This is a genomic window from Butyrivibrio sp. XPD2002 (genome assembly GCF_000423945.1).
Taxonomy (GTDB): Bacteria; Bacillota; Clostridia; order Lachnospirales; family Lachnospiraceae; genus Butyrivibrio.
The window spans coordinates 1-17815 of the sequence record NZ_KE384114.1 but is presented as its reverse complement, the minus strand read 5'-3'; the positions used below and the strand labels follow the sequence as shown (position 1 = coordinate 17815).

Annotated in this window: 21 protein-coding genes and 2 pseudogenes; 2 read left to right on the top strand and 21 right to left on the bottom strand. The window is 42.5% G+C overall.

Annotation, left to right across the window (positions count from 1 at the left end; all coding sequences use genetic code 11):
- Positions 1 to 17 precede the first annotated feature (17 nt).
- The 7 genes from G587_RS24685 to G587_RS0116305 form a co-directional block, all read right to left on the bottom strand.
- Positions 18 to 2399, bottom strand: coding sequence for a hypothetical protein (locus G587_RS24685; RefSeq protein WP_051201098.1), 2382 nt, complete (start codon positions 2397 to 2399; stop codon positions 18 to 20).
- 103 nt (positions 2400 to 2502) lie between these two features.
- The gene (locus G587_RS23195) at positions 2503 to 3771 is read right to left on the bottom strand and encodes a sensor histidine kinase (protein ID WP_051201097.1); all 1269 of its coding nucleotides are present in this window, start codon (positions 3769 to 3771) and stop codon (positions 2503 to 2505) included.
- Between the two features lie 2 nt (positions 3772 to 3773).
- Complete coding sequence (locus tag G587_RS0116330) at positions 3774 to 4463, bottom strand: response regulator transcription factor (protein ID WP_026493119.1); 690 nt, start codon at positions 4461 to 4463, stop codon at positions 3774 to 3776.
- Between the two features lie 163 nt (positions 4464 to 4626).
- Positions 4627 to 5211 (bottom strand): cyclophilin-like fold protein, encoded by a 585-nt coding sequence (locus tag G587_RS0116325; protein WP_155829600.1) that lies wholly within the window; start codon positions 5209 to 5211, stop codon positions 4627 to 4629.
- Positions 5212 to 5223: 12 nt separating this feature from the next.
- Positions 5224 to 5766 (bottom strand): flavodoxin family protein, encoded by a 543-nt coding sequence (locus G587_RS0116320; RefSeq protein ID WP_026493117.1) that lies wholly within the window; start codon positions 5764 to 5766, stop codon positions 5224 to 5226.
- A 112-nt stretch (positions 5767 to 5878) separates the two neighbouring features.
- Complete coding sequence (locus tag G587_RS0116310; protein ID WP_026493116.1) at positions 5879 to 6880, bottom strand: alpha/beta hydrolase; 1002 nt, start codon at positions 6878 to 6880, stop codon at positions 5879 to 5881.
- 20 nt (positions 6881 to 6900) lie between these two features.
- Complete coding sequence (locus G587_RS0116305; protein ID WP_026493115.1) at positions 6901 to 7116, bottom strand: hypothetical protein; 216 nt, start codon at positions 7114 to 7116, stop codon at positions 6901 to 6903.
- Positions 7117 to 7238: 122 nt separating this feature from the next.
- Between G587_RS0116305 and G587_RS0116300 the strand changes: the two genes are divergently transcribed.
- Positions 7239 to 8111, top strand: coding sequence for a LysR family transcriptional regulator (locus G587_RS0116300; protein WP_026493114.1), 873 nt, complete (start codon positions 7239 to 7241; stop codon positions 8109 to 8111).
- On the opposite strand, the gene G587_RS23190 is transcribed toward G587_RS0116300, so the two are convergent.
- From G587_RS23190 to G587_RS0116225, 13 genes and pseudogenes are all read right to left on the bottom strand, one after another.
- Entirely contained in the window at positions 8104 to 8751 is a 648-nt protein-coding gene (locus G587_RS23190; RefSeq protein WP_051201096.1) for a flavodoxin, read from the bottom strand. The genes G587_RS0116300 and G587_RS23190 overlap by 8 nt on opposite strands.
- Positions 8752 to 8756: 5 nt before the next feature.
- A pseudogene (locus tag G587_RS0116290) lies at positions 8757 to 9095 on the bottom strand (carboxymuconolactone decarboxylase family protein); the annotation flags it as partial.
- 1 nt (position 9096) lies between these two features.
- Entirely contained in the window at positions 9097 to 10152 is a 1056-nt protein-coding gene (locus G587_RS0116285; RefSeq protein WP_026493112.1) for an aldo/keto reductase, read from the bottom strand.
- Between the two features lie 18 nt (positions 10153 to 10170).
- The gene (locus G587_RS0116280) at positions 10171 to 10650 is read right to left on the bottom strand and encodes a flavodoxin (protein ID WP_026493111.1); all 480 of its coding nucleotides are present in this window, start codon (positions 10648 to 10650) and stop codon (positions 10171 to 10173) included.
- A gap of 62 nt (positions 10651 to 10712) precedes the next feature.
- Positions 10713 to 11255: a flavin reductase family protein gene (locus G587_RS0116275; protein ID WP_026493110.1), complete on the bottom strand. Its 543-nt coding sequence runs from the start codon at positions 11253 to 11255 to the stop codon at positions 10713 to 10715.
- 1 nt (position 11256) lies between these two features.
- On the bottom strand, positions 11257 to 12192 hold the full coding sequence (locus G587_RS0116270; protein ID WP_026493109.1) for an aldo/keto reductase: 936 nt from the start codon (positions 12190 to 12192) through the stop codon (positions 11257 to 11259).
- 45 nt (positions 12193 to 12237) lie between these two features.
- Positions 12238 to 12855, bottom strand: coding sequence for a TetR family transcriptional regulator (locus tag G587_RS0116265; RefSeq protein ID WP_026493108.1), 618 nt, complete (start codon positions 12853 to 12855; stop codon positions 12238 to 12240).
- Positions 12856 to 12997: 142 nt separating this feature from the next.
- Positions 12998 to 13450, bottom strand: coding sequence for a flavodoxin (locus G587_RS23185; protein ID WP_256379328.1), 453 nt, complete (start codon positions 13448 to 13450; stop codon positions 12998 to 13000).
- A gap of 136 nt (positions 13451 to 13586) precedes the next feature.
- A complete protein-coding gene (locus G587_RS0116250) occupies positions 13587 to 14003 on the bottom strand; it encodes an aldo/keto reductase (protein ID WP_026493107.1) in 417 nt (138 codons plus the stop codon).
- 11 nt (positions 14004 to 14014) lie between these two features.
- Positions 14015 to 14857, bottom strand: a complete 843-nt coding sequence (locus tag G587_RS0116245) for an aldo/keto reductase (RefSeq protein WP_026493106.1) — start codon at positions 14855 to 14857, stop codon at positions 14015 to 14017.
- Positions 14858 to 14875: 18 nt separating this feature from the next.
- The gene (locus G587_RS0116240; protein WP_026493105.1) at positions 14876 to 15244 is read right to left on the bottom strand and encodes a nuclear transport factor 2 family protein; all 369 of its coding nucleotides are present in this window, start codon (positions 15242 to 15244) and stop codon (positions 14876 to 14878) included.
- A 34-nt stretch (positions 15245 to 15278) separates the two neighbouring features.
- A pseudogene (locus tag G587_RS23180) lies at positions 15279 to 15470 on the bottom strand (acyltransferase); the annotation flags it as partial.
- A gap of 134 nt (positions 15471 to 15604) precedes the next feature.
- Positions 15605 to 16126, bottom strand: a complete 522-nt coding sequence (locus G587_RS0116225) for a flavodoxin (protein WP_026493104.1) — start codon at positions 16124 to 16126, stop codon at positions 15605 to 15607.
- 145 nt (positions 16127 to 16271) lie between these two features.
- Here G587_RS0116225 and G587_RS0116220 point away from each other — a divergent pair, with 145 nt between their 5' ends.
- A complete protein-coding gene (locus tag G587_RS0116220) occupies positions 16272 to 17159 on the top strand; it encodes a LysR family transcriptional regulator (RefSeq protein ID WP_026493103.1) in 888 nt (295 codons plus the stop codon).
- Between the two features lie 37 nt (positions 17160 to 17196).
- Here the strand turns inward: G587_RS0116220 and G587_RS23175 are convergent.
- A partial coding sequence (locus G587_RS23175; RefSeq protein ID WP_035787092.1) for an MFS transporter occupies positions 17197 to 17815 on the bottom strand: 619 nt, incomplete at its 5' end.

Here is a 17815-nt window from a genome sequence, read left to right as displayed (position 1 = left end):
AACTCTGTCTTATATTTTTACTTACCACTATTAAACAACTCTTCAAGCTCCTCCTGATGTTCTTCAAGAACCTTTAATACCCATTTACTCCAATGTCTGGCATCAGTCTCAGAATCACCAAACACATAGTCTTCCTGGCCATAATCGATTACATCAAATCCCGGAGTAGACTTGCTGGCACGAGCTGTTCTGTAGCTGACCGCATCTGCCACTGTGAATGTCACAGCAGATGTATCATCATAATTTACCCAGCTGCTTATATCCGTTCCGGTTGCCTCTGTAGCATCTCCATTTTCAGTCTGCGGCTCAGCTGCAGACTTTGTAATCTTAACTGCTCCGTCTACATACTCGCCATACATGGCATCTACAGTAAGAGCAAGAGAATTTCCAAGAATCTCTGACGGTACATGTCCGCCATCCCACTGCCATTCGATATCAGCATCAACTCCTGAAGAAAGGAATGCAATCTGAAGGTTAAGTGAGTTGAACATTGAAATATCACCTTCTGATGCTCCGCAGACCATCCTTATCCATGTAGGATCTGTTCCGCCTTCGTCGCCTATGTAATTAAGCGGATTATAAAGATCAACAATCACATTTCCATATTTATCGCCTTCGTATATTTCTGCAACATCACTCTGGTAAGCATCAAGCATTTCTTCATATGTTGAGTAATTTGATGAATCTGTTTTGCTTCCTGCTGACTGGGTTGTACCTGCATCAGGAGTTCCTACATCCATGGTGTCTCCTGCTGAGTTTGCCGCAACATCAGCATTTGCAAAGCTCCTGTCCTCTCCTTCAGTTTTTTCTGAAGTCTCGTTATTTCCAGCCATATCAGGAGGTGTTCCTGTCATGTCACCACCTGGTCCTCCGGTCATATCACCGTCAGGCCCGCCTTTCATTCCGTCATGGCCTCCGGGCATTCCACCACCAGGGCCGCCCATTCCGCCTGATGATGTACTGCTCTTAGCATATCTGCCTTCTATAAAAGCAGCCGCTTTGTCTTCAGATGTCATAGCTGCAACTTCTTCGTCAGAAAGTGCATTGCCATCTTCACCGAACCAGGTCCAACCATCTGCATAATCCAGGTTATCAAGGTACCACTGCAGATTTGAAACAAATTCTGCAAGGTAGAAATCAACATATGTTCCACCATAGCCGTTGGTGTCAGCATACTTCGTTTCGTCATATTCAATAGAGAGCTCTATAGTATCATCTGTATCTCCATCACCATTAATATCGAGCTCCACATCAGCTTCTTTAACCGAAAGATTCTGATCATTGATGTAATTCATGTACTCTTCTGAAAGGTACTTTGCCATCTGCTGTTGGAATGAAGTATTGAAATCATAATCAGAATCCATGTAGTACTCAAAAGCCATGGCCATATCCGCTTCATACAAAGAAGTGATAGGTGAATATGCAACAGCCCCCCATGCTCCATCAGAAAGATCATAGGTCACGCCATCAATGGTAACTGTTGTGTCATAAGTGCCATCTTCATTGACGTAAACACCAACAGCCCCAACCGCTATCTGATAATCATAAAAATCAGAACTGTTTGATGTTGCTGCAAACATGGTTGCATGTGCTCCGCCGCCACTTCCACCGGTAGAAACCCAGTATTCTGTACTTCCAGGAAGATTGCCCAATAATATATTGTATCTTACAAATCGTGATGCTGCCTTCTGATCCACCAGACAAGACGGTGCATCTCCTGTATAGTACTCGTTTCCACTCTCATCTGTAACAGTGTCATTTTTTCCTCTGTTTCCGCAGGAAACATTGATATAGCCTTCAGAGGCATAAGATGTTGAAGCCTTTGTGTTAGAGGAAGAGCTGTAACCTGCAGCTCCGGTATTCAGAATTATAGGAGCGGTGGACGCTGTATATATCTGCCCGTTCGAGCTTGTTACTTCTGCTTCGTAATCGATCACAAGCTGTCCGTGAACATCTTCTGTATAGCTTGCGGCAGTGATATCTTCCACTCTATCACCATCTGTATCAATTCCCTTTATATATGCTCCCGGTACACAAACAGAAACACCTTCTTCGTCTTCAATTTCCGCATTGGCAACTGCTGTTACAATGCTCATTACCCAGGCATCCGCATCTTTGTCATAGGACCAGGTTACTTCATCGTTATTTGCGAGGTTAAGCGCTTTCTCTATGGATGCCCTTTCCTCTGCAGAAGTTGCCTCCAGCGACGATGTTGCTGTACTCTTTGAATCAGTATCTTCGACCTGGGCAGCTGCCTCAGTTTCAGTCTCATGCTCTGTTGATACCTCAGAAGCTGCTTCCTGAGTTGTTGCACTCTCTGAAGCAGTATCGCCGCATCCGATAAGCGATGCTGTCAGCGCAGCAATTGTTAATAATGCAAGTATCTTCTTTATTTTCATTTATATATGCCTCCGATCAATCTGGTTTATTTATCTGACAGGCATATGATATAAAATGAAACTTGAAGAAAGCTTGAAGGTTTTTAAAGAATTTATAACCTGCTCATTTCAGAATTGGAATCCTGACTATAAATGTTGTAATTCCCTTATCACATTCCACACTGATTTCACCGTCATGGGCTGTCACAACAGCCTTTGCTATTGCAAGCCCCAGACCATAATGGCCATTAAGCTCCCGGGATGAATCTGTTCTGTAAAAGCGTTCAAATATCCGTTTTCTTTCCTCTGCAGGAATCTCTTTTCCCGGATTGGATACCTTAAGCACGGCACATTTATCCTCTGCATTGAGAGTGACTAAAATCTTACCGGCACTTTCATTGGCATTTTGTGTTTTTTCAGCATGTGAAACAGCATTGTCCAAAAGTGTAGCTACCAACTGTCCCAACTGGTTTGGATCCCCTTCTACATGGATATCTTGCTCAATTTCACTCTCCAGAAGCAAGCCTCTCTCAAATGCAGCCGAGTCAAAAGGCAATATCCCGCCTGTAACAATTCTGGAAAGATCAACATCTGTATGTACTGCTTCCATGTTCTCTGTCCTTGCAAGATCCAGAAGTCCTGTCACGAGCTCTTTCATGCGTCTGTTCTCATAAAGAATATTGTCAAGCCACCTGTTGTTCCCAATCTCGCGCTGTAAAATCTCGGCATTGGCACCGACTGTTGATATGGGAGTTTTAAGCTCATGTCCCGCATCTGAGATAAACTGTTTCTGTTTCTGATATGTATCTTCGACAGGTTTCATTATCTCCTTAGACGCCTTCAAGGAAACAAAGAACAGTATTATCAGGGCAACAGCGCCAAATACAACTGTATTCATTATGAGCGTTTTCATACTGCCATCTATCAGGGTATTATCCATCATTGCCACATAGCTTCTCCCTGATGATTCATCTGAAGCGATGCGATATATCATCCTACCGCTTATTCCGCGTCTTTTCCCACCTGTCATTAGCTGCGCTGCAAGATTTTTGAGTGCTTCATCGCTCATTACGGGCTTAACATCATTCATTATTCCAACAGCGCTTCCATCAGAAGAAAACTCCACAAGATACATAACCGCAGCCTCTGTGGCAATTCTATCTTCAGGAGTTCCCATGGCATCTTTCGGCGCTTCTTTTGGGCCATTTCCATTGATGTAGTCATCAAGAAAGACTTCAAGGATCCTTTGATTATTCCTGTATACTGCGCTGTAAGTAGTAAGTGAAATAGTCAGCAGGGTTCCTAAAAGGATCAGTGTAAGAAGCCCCATTATCGTAGCTGTGATCTTATTTTGTGAAGCTTTAAAAAGTCTGTTTCCAAGCTTTTTTGCCATTCCTACTCCTTCTTTCGCAGTTCATATCCAAGACCGCGCACCGCCTTTATCTCCATCATTGAAGCCAGGAATTGAAGCTTTTTTCTGGTAAAAGAGATATAGACCTCCACATTGTTGTACTCAGCTTCATTGTCAAATCCCCATATCTTAACAGCAAGCTGCTCCTTTCCGATAATAGTTCCTTCATTTGCAAGGAAGATCTCCAAGATATGCAGCTCTTTTTCTGACAGACGTACATCCATGCCATTTTCAGTATTTATAAGCATTGACCTGTTTCTATCCAGTTTAAGGTCTCCCGATACGAGATTTCCGGTATCATCTGTCTTCTGCATGTTATTCCTGCGAAGCAAGGCTCTTACCCTTGCCAGGAGCTCTTTTGTCTCAAAGGGCTTTGTAAGGTAATCATCTGCTCCGCTATCCAGGCCACTCACCTTATCATCAGTATCTGCTCTCGCAGTGAGCATTAAGATGGGAGCCTGTATTCCCTCTCTTCTCACAGTTCTGGCTATGTCAAATCCATTTATTCCGGGGAGCATAACATCAAGAATAAGCAGATCATATATGCCGCTTCTTGCAGCATCAAGTCCACTTATTCCATCTGCAAACGCATCTGTATCATATTTTTCCTGCCTGAGGATTTCGCATAATGCCTCGGACATTCTCTTTTCATCTTCAACAAGCAATATTTTCATGGAATACCTCTGTGATTAAATATATTCCTATTGTACCAAAGTATCCTTGAAGAAATATTGAAATCTAAAAAAGGAGCATGACAATTTCAACCATACTCCTATTATTATTTGGAAAAGCTGCATTATGCGGACATTTTATGGACATTTTCAAAAAAAGCCCGTTTTATTCAATGCTAATGGTTATAGTAACATCTCCATTGGAAAGAAGATCAGTCATATCTTCCGCATTCTTATCAGATATATGTCCAAGTCTTGTATATGACCAGCTATTAGAACCATAGAACACTACCATCTGATTTCCGGAGTATAGTACAACGTCGCCTGAACTCGTTGTTGTCTGCTTATCATCTCTCGGCAGACTCTGTCCAATTGAGCCCACCTGTTCAAAACCGCCATACATTGACATCTGAATTGTAACATCACCGTCTTCAGCCATATTCCTCAGTGCCTCTACAGCCTGATTGTCTTCCCAATCCACATTAACTTTTGTATCGCCGATTTTCATTGTCATAGTACTATCTCCAATAACTTCATCCTCTGCTGCTTTATTTTCTACGGCAAGCTGATACATAGCTGTTCCCTCCGACATAACATTCTCTTCTGGACTTTCCGTTTCATTATTTTCTGATGCTGATATTTCAGTTACAGCACCCAGATCTGAGCTTGTGTTTTTGGTTGTCCCTGCACAGGCGCTCATGCAAAACATTATGGTCATACAGAATGCCAGAAAAATCATTTTCGTTTTCATCGCAGACTTCCTTTATTTTAGAGCTTTACCAAATTCGAAGGCTTCGTTTAACTCTTCTGTTTTCCCGGATGCCTCACCCATATCACCTATGCCACCGCAGAATAAGGAGCCTGAAAACTGAGCCTTTTCAAAGCAGTCAACCCATCCCTGAAGTCCGCTTTCAGCTTTTTTAGGCACAAACTCTTCATCCTCAGCCGCAACAGAGAGCATATATACATTCCTGAACTTATAGTCTGAAGGATACAGTGGATTGAGTCTGTCCAAAAGAGTCTTCATCTGACCGCTCATCTCGTAGTAATAAATCGGAGTTGCAAATACAAGGGTATCTGCATTCTTTACTTTTTCTGCAATCTCAGCAGCATCATCCTTAATGACACATTGCTGGGTATTCTGACAGGCAAGACAACCTATACAGAAACTGATATTTTTCCCTTTCAGGCTTATATGTTCCACATCATGACCTGAAGCTTTTGCTCCCTCTATAAGCTTTTCCGTAAGTATGTCGGAATTACTCTTTGCACGAAGACTTGTAGAAATCACTAACACTTTACTCATATCATCCCATCCTCTATTTCTTTTCTATCGATTCAACATTCATGCATTTCCTCTGTCATATCCTCTATTCTGTTCGAATTAAGATATTCCAGTATTTCTTCAACCGTTATCATTACTTCAGATTCTCCTTAAAGAAGCTCTCCAACTTGTTAAAAGGAATATAATCCTTATCACCGCCATCATATAAATCTGTATGTACAGCATCAGGAATTATCATAAGTTCCTTGTTATCTGCATACTTGCTGTCTTTGACCATATCTGCATAAGCATCCTTAGAAAAATAGCAAGAGTGCGCCTTTTCTCCATGAACAAGTAAAACAGCGCTCCTTATCTCATTAGAGTACTTAAGGATTGGCTGATTAACAAAAGACTCACAGCCAATAACATTCCATCCACCGTTGGAATTAAGGCTTCTCTTATGATACCCTCTGTCAGTCTTGTAATAGTCATAGTAGTCTTTTACAAAGAAAGGTGCATCCTCCGGAAGTGGATCCACAACTCCGCCTCCAAGCTTATATTCGCCAGTCTTAATGTCCTCAAGTCTCTGCGCACACATAGCTGCTTTCTTCTGATATCTCGCTTCTTCACTGTCCTCGGAATCAAAATATCCCTTGGCATTTACCCTTGTCATATCATACATTGTCATAGCTACCGTAGCTTTAATTCTTGTATCAAGAGCTGCTGTGTTTACAGCCATTCCTCCCCAGCCACAGATACCGATGATTCCGATCCTGTCAGGATCTACCATTTCATTTAGTGATAGAAAATCAACTGCCGCCATGAAATCTTCTGTGTTGATATCCGGAGATGCCATGTATCTCACATTTCCTCCGGACTCTCCTGTGAATGACGGGTCAAATGCTATGGTCAAAAAGCCTCTTTCTGCCATTGTCTGTGCATAGAGTCCTGAGCACTGCTCTTTTACTGCACCAAAAGGTCCGCATACAGCAATTGCAGAAAGTTTACCTTCTGCATTCTTTGGCACATACATATCTGCCGCAAGGGTGATTCCATATCTGTTTACAAATGTGACTTTGCTGTGGTCAACCTTATCACTTTTCTTAAAGGTCTTATCCCACTCTGTTACAAGGTTTAATTCTTCTTTTCTGATCATTTTACATTCCTCCGTTTTAATCATTTCTCTTTTTGAATCTGTCTTATCAAAAAATCCATGTTGTCTACTTTTTTCTGGCTCTCATGAAGTTCATCCATGAGGTGACATCGGCATTTCCTGAGATCTCGAAGAAGTGTATCTGTATCCCCTTCTTCATACATCTTTTTCATAAAGCTTATTTCTTTCTCATTGCAGCCCATGTCTGAAAGGCTTTCAAGAATCTTTTCTGTATCCATCTTTTTTGCTCCTTCTGATTTCATAGTAAATCCTTGACCAGGTTTTCGCTAATGAATAAAATAAATATCATGATATTCACTTTTGGAATAACACATAAATTGTCAGCTTTAGGGAGGTTTTCATGGAAATAAAAAATCTCAGATACTTTCTTGCAGTTGCAAGGGAAGAAAATATGTCAAAGGCTGCTGAGCTGCTTCATGTATCGCAGCCTACTCTTTCAAAGACATTAAAAGCATTAGAGGAAGAACTTGGAAAAAAATTATTTGTCAGGCATAGCTTCAGTATTTCACTTACTGATGAGGGGATGCTTTTGCGTGACCGTGCTCAGGATCTTGTGGCCATGTCAGATAAGATCGAACAGGAATTTAACTCCCTGGATGATATAACAGGTGGAGATATATATTTTGGATTGGCAGAAAGCTTTCAGATCAGATACCTCGCCAGAGAGATTTATAAGCTAAAAGAAAAATACCCTAATTTCACTTATCATATAACCAGCGGAGATACTGAGCAGGTTACTGAAAAGCTTGATAAGGGTATTTTAGACTTTGCTGTACTATGTGAAACACCTGACAGCAATAAATACGAATATGTTAAATTTCCTGAAGCTGATGTGTGGGGAGCAATCATGCCTTCATCTCATCCCCTCGCCAGGAAAAAGTCCATCCGGGTCTCTGACCTGACAGGACAGCCTCTGTTTGTCTCAGAGCAAAGTTGGAACAATGAAATCAAAGCATGGGCCAAAGACAGATATCCTGAATTAAAGCTTGAGGGTTCCTTTAGACTTTCTTATAACGGCTCTGTATTTGCAAGAGAAAACCTTGGAATACTTCTTACATTTAAAAATCTGATAAATACTGAAGGAACTGACATGGTATTCAGACCGCTTTCACCTGAACTTAAATCAGAGCTGTATCTGATATGGAACAAGTATCAGACCTTTACTCCTATTGCGGAAAAATTTCTGGAGCAGATAAAAAAGACTTTCAAGTAATTTGCAAGAAGGCCATAGCATTATCAGTTCTTGAATCGGTCACATCTTCCTCTTCCGAAGAAGCAGTCATTACCTCTGTATCAAAGCTGTAGCTCTCCACAAATGTATCCATGATGCGAGGCTCTTCTCCCCACCAGATTGGATACCCAATATAAATTGTTGTATAGCCGTCAAGAGAGATTGCATCACTTCCAATCTCAGGTCTTACGGATGAATCATTCTGTTCCTTGGTTGAGCGGCTATTCGAATCGTTCCAGTTAAGATCTGCATCCGTGTACTCCTGTGCCGCCTTGATCTCATATGTATCTGCACCTGTGATACCTGCAATCTTTTCCGCAACACCCTTTGTGGTTCCGGTTGCTGAGAAATATACTACAAGAACACCACTGTTTTCCTCAGAGCCGTCTGTATTCTCAGTAGAAGTATCTTCCACAATTTCATCATTTGTGTTTGAAACGGCTTCGCTTGTCTCGACCTGCTGTGCTTCCTCTTCAGTATTGTCTACAGCTTCAATTTCCTTAGAACTCTCAGCCTGTATAGTCTGAGTTGTATCATTCGTCGCCTGACCCTCGTTATTCCCACATGCCGTAAGACCAATAGCTAATAAAACCGCTGCAAGTGCTGATATCTTTCTCTTCATCTTGCGTCAGCCTCCGTCGTTTCATTCCACACTTCTTTTGCCAGTCTGAATACTGCCCAACCCTTAGGCCATCCTACATACATAGTGGCATGAGTTATAATTGCAGCAATTTCTTCCTTTGTAACTCCGTGTGCCTTCGCATTCTGAAGGTGATATGAAAGCGATGAATCTGTAATACCGGAAGCCATAAGTGAAACTACTGTAATGATGCATTTTGTCTTAACATCTATTGCTTCTTCATTCCATACCTCACCAAAGAGTACCTCATCATTTAAATGCGCGAACATTGGTGCAAATTCTCCAAGCTGCTCTCTTCCTGCGGTTTGTACGATTTTTTCTGCCATCTTATTTCTCGCCTCCTAATATTTTCTGTGCACCTGTAGTCCAAACATGTTTCTTTGATGCATCAGTTCTTTTATTCTGTGCCATGACTCCTGCAAGCGGATGAGGCACATATAGCTCTTCCAGATAAGTAAGTTCTTCATCAGTAAGCTCCAGGTCAACAGCTTTTGCTGCACCTTCTATGTGATGAAGCTTGGTCGCTCCAACTACCGGTGATGTCACTTTGGTAAGAAGCCATGCCAAGGATACTTCCGTCATGGTCACACCATGTTTTTCCGCAAGCTCTGCTACACGACCTATGATCACAGCATCCTTATCCGCTGTAGCATCATACTTAAACTTCGCATATGCATCCTCAACAGCTCTTTTTGTATCACCTTCGCCCGGCTTTCTGGAAAGTCTTCCGCTTGCCAATGCACTATAAGGAGTCAGTGCGATATTTTCTTCTTCACAATACGGCACCATCTCACGCTCTTCTTCACGGAAGATCAGATTATAATGCCCCTGGATCGAAACAAACTTTGCAAAGTCCTCTTTTTCTGCCAGAGCATTAGCCTTTGCAATCTGCCATGCGAAGCAGTTTGAAATGCCAATATATCTTGCCTTGCCTGCTTTCACGATACGGTTCAGTCCATCCATGATATCGTAAATATCCGTATTCCAGTCCCACATGTGATAGATATACAGATCCACATAGTCCATTCCAAGGTTTTGAAGGCTTGTGTTTATCATATTTTCTATATGCTGCTGCCCGGTGATTCCTTTTTCTATCTCTTCGGGTGTCCTCGGAAGGAATTTTGTTGCGACAACAACATCCTCACGCTTTGCAAAATCTCTGAGTGCCCTGCCTACATATTGCTCACTGGTTCCGCTCTGATATGCTATCGCCGTATCATAGAAATTAACTCCAAGATCAAGCCCTCTTTTTATGATTTCCCTAGAATGCTCTTCGTCAATCGTCCAGCTATGCTGCCCTCTCGTCGCATCGCCAAATCCCATACAACCCATACAGATACGAGATACATTCAAATCAGAATTTCCAAGTTTTGTATATTTCATTGCCTGACTCCTTTCCGTTTACAGTACTTCATCAAGCCACTTTTTAATGATGGCTTCATCAGGTCGGTTAATCTGTGTACCTTTTTCCCACTTCACATCACCCTTTATATTCTTATGAAGTTCTTCATCACTTCTTCCTACACCGCTTCCTCCGGATGTGCAGAAAGGAATGACTGTCTTTCCACTTAAATCATAGCTTTCAAGGAAAGTCTCAATGATCCTCGGAGCTACTCCCCACCAGATTGGGAATCCGATGATTACTTTGTCATAGGAAGCCATGTCTGATACTGTACCTGTAATCTCCGGTCTCGCAGAAGGGTCATTCATCTCAATGCTGCTCCTGCTCTGCTTGTTCATCCAGTTAAGGTCATCATCTGTATATATTTCTTTTGGCACTATTTCAAAGAAATCTCCGTCTGCGATACGGGCAATCTCTTCTCCTACTTTTTTAGTTACACCGCTTGCTGAAAAAACAGCCACTAAAGTTTTTCCTGCCATTTTTCATCCTCTATTCTTATACAAACAAGCCTCTGACCTTTTGAGGCCAGAGACCAGAAAAATCAGTTCATCTTTCCACAGTTTCCTTTGCTTTCTCCGGTAACGAAATACTCATAAGTCGGGAATTCAAACAACACCGGCTTAAAGGTATGGTAGTCGATCTTACCCTGCTCGTTCAAAACTGCTTCATCCGCATAGGTAGCAAGGATCTTGCAGATAAAGTGGTCAAAGTTTTCCAGTTCATAGTTCCCATCAACTTCACATTCAATGGAAACCTTAGCCTCATCAATAAGAGGTGCTCCATTTTCACCCATGGTCCATGCAAATGCCTCAGACTTATCCTCTTTGTTTCCGCTAATTGTTCCCATCTTATCTGCCTTTGCAAGCCATGACTCATCCACAACATTTACGGAGAGTTTTTTATTCTCACGAATACCCTTATTGATATAGTGAGCCTGTACCAGTGACACCATCAGATGAGTGTGTGCCACAGTTCCTGCATGTGCCACCAGGGTCCATGTAGGTTTATCATTTACCATTGCCCCAACAACGATTACAGGGCATGGATATAATGCAAGTGTTGCTCCGATATTTTTCTTTGCCATATTATTTCATCTCCTTTTCCCAAAAACGGATTACATTAAGTTCCAGACTGTCAGCTGTTTTTTCAAGTGAAGATACTTCCTCATCTGTAAGTGAAATATTTGCAGCTTTTACTACATCAAGTACCTGATTTTCCTTGGTCACTCCGATGATAGGAAGAGTTCCCTTCGCAATGGCCCATGCTACAGGAATCTGTGCCATACCTACACCATACTTATCCGCCAGCTTCTTAAGTTCTTCGTTAAGGATCTCCAGCTTATCAAGCACCGGATTATAGGTCTCCGCCCTTGCAGAACCTTCCGGCATAGGATGTTTTGTATCATACTTTCCGGATAATGCTCCCTGCTCAAGGACCATATATGCAAAGAAGTGGATATCATTTTCCTTACAGTAATCCAGAATTCCCGAATCTTCTGATGATCTGTTGATCAGACTGTAATGGTTCTGTACCGCTGACAGCTTAAGACCGTGAGCCTTAAGGATTTCATTTGCCTGCTTGATTTCTGCCAGGTTATGATTCGATACTCCAAGGAGAGGAACATTGTTTTTTCCCTCGAAATATTTAGCAAGCTCTTCTGTCCACTTGGGTGCACCGGACACATTATGAATCCAATAAACATCAAATCTGTCCAAATCCATAAGCCCAAGCTGCATCTCTATCATATCCTTCATCGCAGAAGCAGAGGATACATCAGCACACTGTGGAGTGAATTTATCGGAAATAAGATAGGACTCCCTTGGCAGTCCTTTAAGAAATCCTGCAAGTACCTTCTCTGATGTGCCCATACCATATGCATAAGCCGTATCCCAGAGATTAAGTCCGTTTTCCATAGCAGTATCAAAAATAGGTTTCAGACTCTCTGCTGTCAGATTGTTTCCAAAAGTTCCATCATTGCCCCATGCCCATGCACCAAGAGCGATCTTAGGTAAATTTGCCATTGCGGTTATCCTCCTTATTGTTGTTTTGTATCAGTCAGCTGAGCTTTATAAAAGCTTCAACAGACATTTATTGGTTATCTCAAAAATGGACTGATATACATAGTCCACATTTGCCTGCTTCATTGCATCCCGCTGTTTATCCGTTACAGCAGTGTAGGGATATATTCCAAACATAAACGGGAAGAAAACATATATAAAATCCTGGATTTCCTGCACTGATTTCTCCGGACAGAACTTTGTGAGAATCCTGCATACATTTTTCATAGACTCGCCATAAGCTACCTTAAAAGATGTAAGAAGTTCAGGTCTGCTGTTTTCCTCCATATCATAGTTATTCATGGAGAGAAGTTTTAGCAGTTGCTGTCTGTTTGCTATGGATGATGCAAGCTTGTTTGCAAGCTGCTCCTTGGAAAGCTTCTCATTTTCCTGAAGAATAGATTGTAATTCTTCATTCCAGCGAATGTACTCCCTCTCAAAAAGGGCCAAAAATATTTCCTCTTTTGTCTGGTAGTAGTTATATATTGTTGGTCTTGAGAAGGATGTTTCATTCCCGATCTCTTTAAGAGTGATATCTTTAAAGCTCATGGTCTGATACAGCTTCTCGCAGGCACTTATGATTTCTTCTTTTCTTGCTGCGGTTCTTTCCGGTGATCCTTTTGGCATATATCTGTCTCCTGATTTTTTATTCTGACTTCGTGTCAGTATGAATTATAATCATTTTCTGACACCGTGTCAATATATTTTTAAAATAAAAAAAGTTCGCATAAACATTAGTGTTTATACGCCCTGTGTTATAACATTCATCTTAGAAATATCCGAGCCCGGATATCCATGCATTTACAGATTCCCTTACGCTGTCCTGATCATTCTGACAGTCGTTTCCTCTTATGGCAAGTCCGTCTAAAACCGTTGCATCCGGACAGGCTGAATAAAGCTTCTTATCAAAACCTGACAGCCCCGATCCTTCATGTGTAGAAAAAGGAATCAGAGTTTTACCTGCAAGACCCTCTTTGTTATTCTCAAAGAATGTGTACATGATCATCGGCCAGTCACCCCACCAGACAGGCGCACCTATAAAAATGATGGAATACTGTGACAGATCTGGCACCTCCCCTACATACGCAGGTCTGGCATTATCGTTCTGTTCCTGCTTTGCTACATCTGTCAGTTCAGAATAGGTAATTGGATAGTGATCATCTTCAGGGATCACTTCAAACATATCGGCTCCTGTCTCCTCGGAGATCATCTCGGCTACGATAGCAGTGTTTCCTTTGTCAATGACGCCTACCGTATACTGTTATCTGTGCTTCCACATCCGCCAAGACCTGTTACCATAAGCGCTGTAAGAACCAGACTTAGAATTCTCATTTTTCTCTTCACTATTATTTCCTCCGTCAAAAACCACCTAATCCTCTGTGTCCGTATACCTTTAGTCCATTCAGTGATTGTTCAAGATCGGAAAACTCTTCATCCGTCTGCAATCTTTCAAGAGAACCTTCAAGATGAGAACGTATTGTTTTATAGACGCCCCCGAACCCAAGGCCGTGAAGCATCAGCTTTGTAGCGAGGACCACTTCTTCGCGAAATCCCTTTAATGCCTTGCCTACGATCAATTCGTTATGACCAATCCCTGAAAGGTTCGGGCTATACACTTCAGCTGTGTCGAAGAAGGTACATCCATTCTCATAGGCATTTCTGATTGCCTCTATACTGTATTTTTCTTCCGGGATCCTTCCGTATCCATGGGAAAATGCCATGCAGCCCATTCCCACTTCCGATACCTCGATATCCCTTAACATTCTCGTCTTCACTGATCTTCTCCTCAGCCCTTTTCAAAATCAGGTCTCCAGCCTGCGAACTGTTTAAGCTGCTCATCTGTCCTGTGATAATATCTCTCATTCTTATCAAGCTCCGCAATCTTAGCCATCTCTTCATCCGTCAGCTTAAAATCGAGAATGTTGAGATTATCCTTGATATGATCTTTCGTTTTACTGCCGGGGATCACCACAAATCCCATCTGTGTATGCCAGCGAAGAATGATCTGCGCAGGAGTTTTTCCATACTTCTTTCCAAGTTCGGCAAAAACCGGCTCATTTATCAGGCTCTTATCGCCGTGTCCTAACGGATACCAGCTCATAAGCTTGATTCCATACTTATCAAGAGTCTTTCGCAGTTCCTTCTGGGTAAAATAAGGATGCGCCTCCACCTGGATAAATTGCGGTGCGATCTCCCACTTCGTCTCAAGTTCTTCGATATACTTTCCTTCAAAGTTAGAGATACCGATGCTCTTTGCCTTGCCTTCCTTATAAGCCTTCTCAAGCAGTCTGTATCCTGCGAGCCAGTTGCCGGCAGGCTGGTGGATATAAAGAAGGTCCACGTAGTCAACACCAAGGCGCTCCAAAGTCTCATCCACAGCATTCGGATTCTCATATTCACTGGGCCAGAGCTTTGTGGACAGAAGGATTTCTTCCCTCTTTACTCCGCTGTCCTTCATACCTCTTCCTACTGCCCGCTCATTTACATATGCGTTTGCTGTATCAATGAGACGATATCCCATCTTAAGTGCTTCTCTGACACTGTTTTCCGCATCTGCAGGCGAAAGCATAAATGTTCCGATCCCTACTACGGGACATTCCAGTTTGTTATTAAGTGTTACATGTTCCATTGCACAATCCTCCATTCATTAATAGGTTGACGCCTTTGAACTCGTCAATTTCCATGTTCCATTTTCTTTTCTTAAGGTAAAATCTCCCTGCAGTCTCCAACTTCCCTTTCCTCCGCCATAAACCTCTGCGATCACTGTGCTGCATCCGATCATCCTTGCTGTATCTCCATCTATCATGACCTCAATGCTGTCATGGTCTGCCGAATAGTAGTTGAAGGTGCCGTTTAAAAGTCCTTTTTCAAATTCTGCTCTCGTTTGCTTTACACCCGTCATATGGCAAAGGAAATAGTCTTCTGACTGGATCTCATGAAGTCCATTTACATCCTTATCTATCATATATTTCCAATAAAGCCTGTATAATTCCTGGATATGTTCCTCATCATTCATCGGCTCATTCCCTCTGTTCAGACGGATCCTGCATTCTGATCACTTTGGCAGGTACGCCACCGACTACGGCATAGTCAGGTACATCCTTGGTAACTACAGCACCTGCAGCTACAACTGCATATTCTCCGATGGTCACGCCCGGGCAGATCGTCACGTTCATCCCGATCCAGGCATTCTTTTTAACTGTTACTTTTCCATAGGTATAGATCGCATGACGTTCATTCATATCATGATTGATGGTTGCGATCCGAAGCCCGGGGGCTGCCCTGTTCCATCAGGTCAAAAACACATCCCTTTTCGTAATCCATCTTTAGTCCTCCGATATCTCTAAAAATGACCCCTTTGACTCCGTCCCCGGGGTCAGATCAATCCGTTTGCTGCAAACCATTTCTTTACCGCATCCTTGGAATCAGCTGCCTTAGAGCCCGTGATCGCAAGGCCGTTCTTTACTGTTGCTCCTTTGGCAGACTTCTTTATATCGCTCTCGCTGGATCCCATTCCGCTTCCTTCATTGGTGCAAAGTGGAAGGATGGTCTTTCCTGTGAAATCATATCTTTCCAGGAAAGTTGCGACTGCCATCGGGAAAGTCCCCCAGTAGTTCGGGTAACCAAGAACGATTGTGTCATACTCATCGATACTGTCTAAGTATCCGGTAAGCTCTGGTCTTGCATTATTCTGCTTGTCCTTCTTCGCTTCATCAATGCAGGTCATGTAGACCGGTGAATAAGAATCCTTCATCTCAATCTTAAAGGTATCCGCACCTGTCAGTTCCTTCATGATTTCTGCTACGATCTCGGTATTTCCAACCTTTACGTATCTCAATGCTCCGCCAAAATAGTTCTCATCTGCTCTTGAAAAGAAAGCGATCAATGTTTTAGCCATCGTATTATCCTCCATTATCTGTTTGATCATTCCTGTATCTTTTGCTTTGCTGATTAAATTATCACATGAAAAACTTGAAATATCCAATTCAAATATCCTATAATTGATTTAAATTTTAAATAACTGATCATCAAGGGGATTTTCGATGACTACCAAACAGATCGATTATTGTATAGAACTAGCAAGAACTCTTAATTTCAGCCGCGCCGCAGAGAACGCATTTGTGAGCCAGCCCACCTTTTCCTATCAGGTAAAACTGCTGGAAGATGAGGTTGGCTTTAAGATATTTGAAAGAAACGGCAAGGGAGCCGCACTGACTCCTGCCGGGCAGCAGTTCGTAACGTACCTTTCCGGTATGCGAGAGGATATGAAGAGAGCTATAGAACAGGGACAGAATTTCAGCGCCAGGTATACTGACAACATAACGGTTTCCATGATGGTCAGACAGGCTATATACTTCCTGCCTGAGGCGATCCGCACATTTGAAAAGGAGCAACCCGGTGTTCAGGTTACTCCTCTATTTCAGTACGATAATGGTGTGGAAAGTTTTCTAAAGGATGAGTCAGATGTCCTCTTTGCTCTCATAGAACAGACGAAACATATCCCGGGGATCAACGTCCACAAGCTTTTTGACTCCGGAATCTATCTTATTGTCGATAAAAACGATCCTCTGGCTAAAAAGAACATCATCACAGATGAAGATATCTACGGACGCACCCTCATGGTAGGTGGCGGCTCTCCGAACGCTTTACGTAGTGTCCAGCAAAAGCTCATCTCCTCCGGTAAGATCGAATATTTTAACAGTCCCGATCACGACTCTACTCTTGTGAATGTTGCATCCGGCAAAGGCATCTGCCTTGCTCCCGGATTCTTAAACGACCACAGCGGACAGTTTGCATGGATTCCTTATGAATGCAGGGAATGCTTTCACTGTGTTCTCTGCACCCACAAAACGGATAGTCGCGAGAGTCTTGCTGCATTTATACAAACACTTCAGAAGCTGTACAAAGATGCAGTGGCTTTTCCGCTTTAACTTCCAATATAATGCTCATTCCAACAAACTGGAATTGTTAGCACTCTGTCTTATTGCACCGGAGGCATAAAGCATAAAATGCAATCGCCAGAAACTGTGATACCACAGACACAGTGACAAGATACACAGGATTCAAATCATACAGGGCACCGAGAAGCCAACTGCCCAGAAACCACGCAATACCAAATCCTGTCTCAAATATTCCGAAACCGGTGCTTCGCATGGAACGCGGGACGATTCCGCTGACAGCTGCTTTCATAATACTTTCCTGCGCACCCATTCCAATCCCCCACAGAATTATCCCAGCTCCGATCAACCAGGCATTTCCAGTCATAAAAACAAAATATGAGAAGAATGTGCTGCATAGTGTGGAAATGATCAGAGCCTTCAGCCCGACCTTATCATAAAGCCAGCCAAAGAATAGTGCAGCAAAGGCATCCACAGCCATTGCCCCAGCATATAGCAGGCTGAGCATGGATTCATTAAATGCTCCGGTATTAGCCGAATGAAGTGTGATCAGGGTGAAGTCTGCAAAGCCAAAAGCAAAAAAGCAGATGGCCGCCATGAACAGAACAAATGACTTCCTGAATTCAAAGCTTGCCGGTTTATCTTCCTGCTTTTCAAAGATCTCCGGATCAGGGTATCTTATCTTTGCT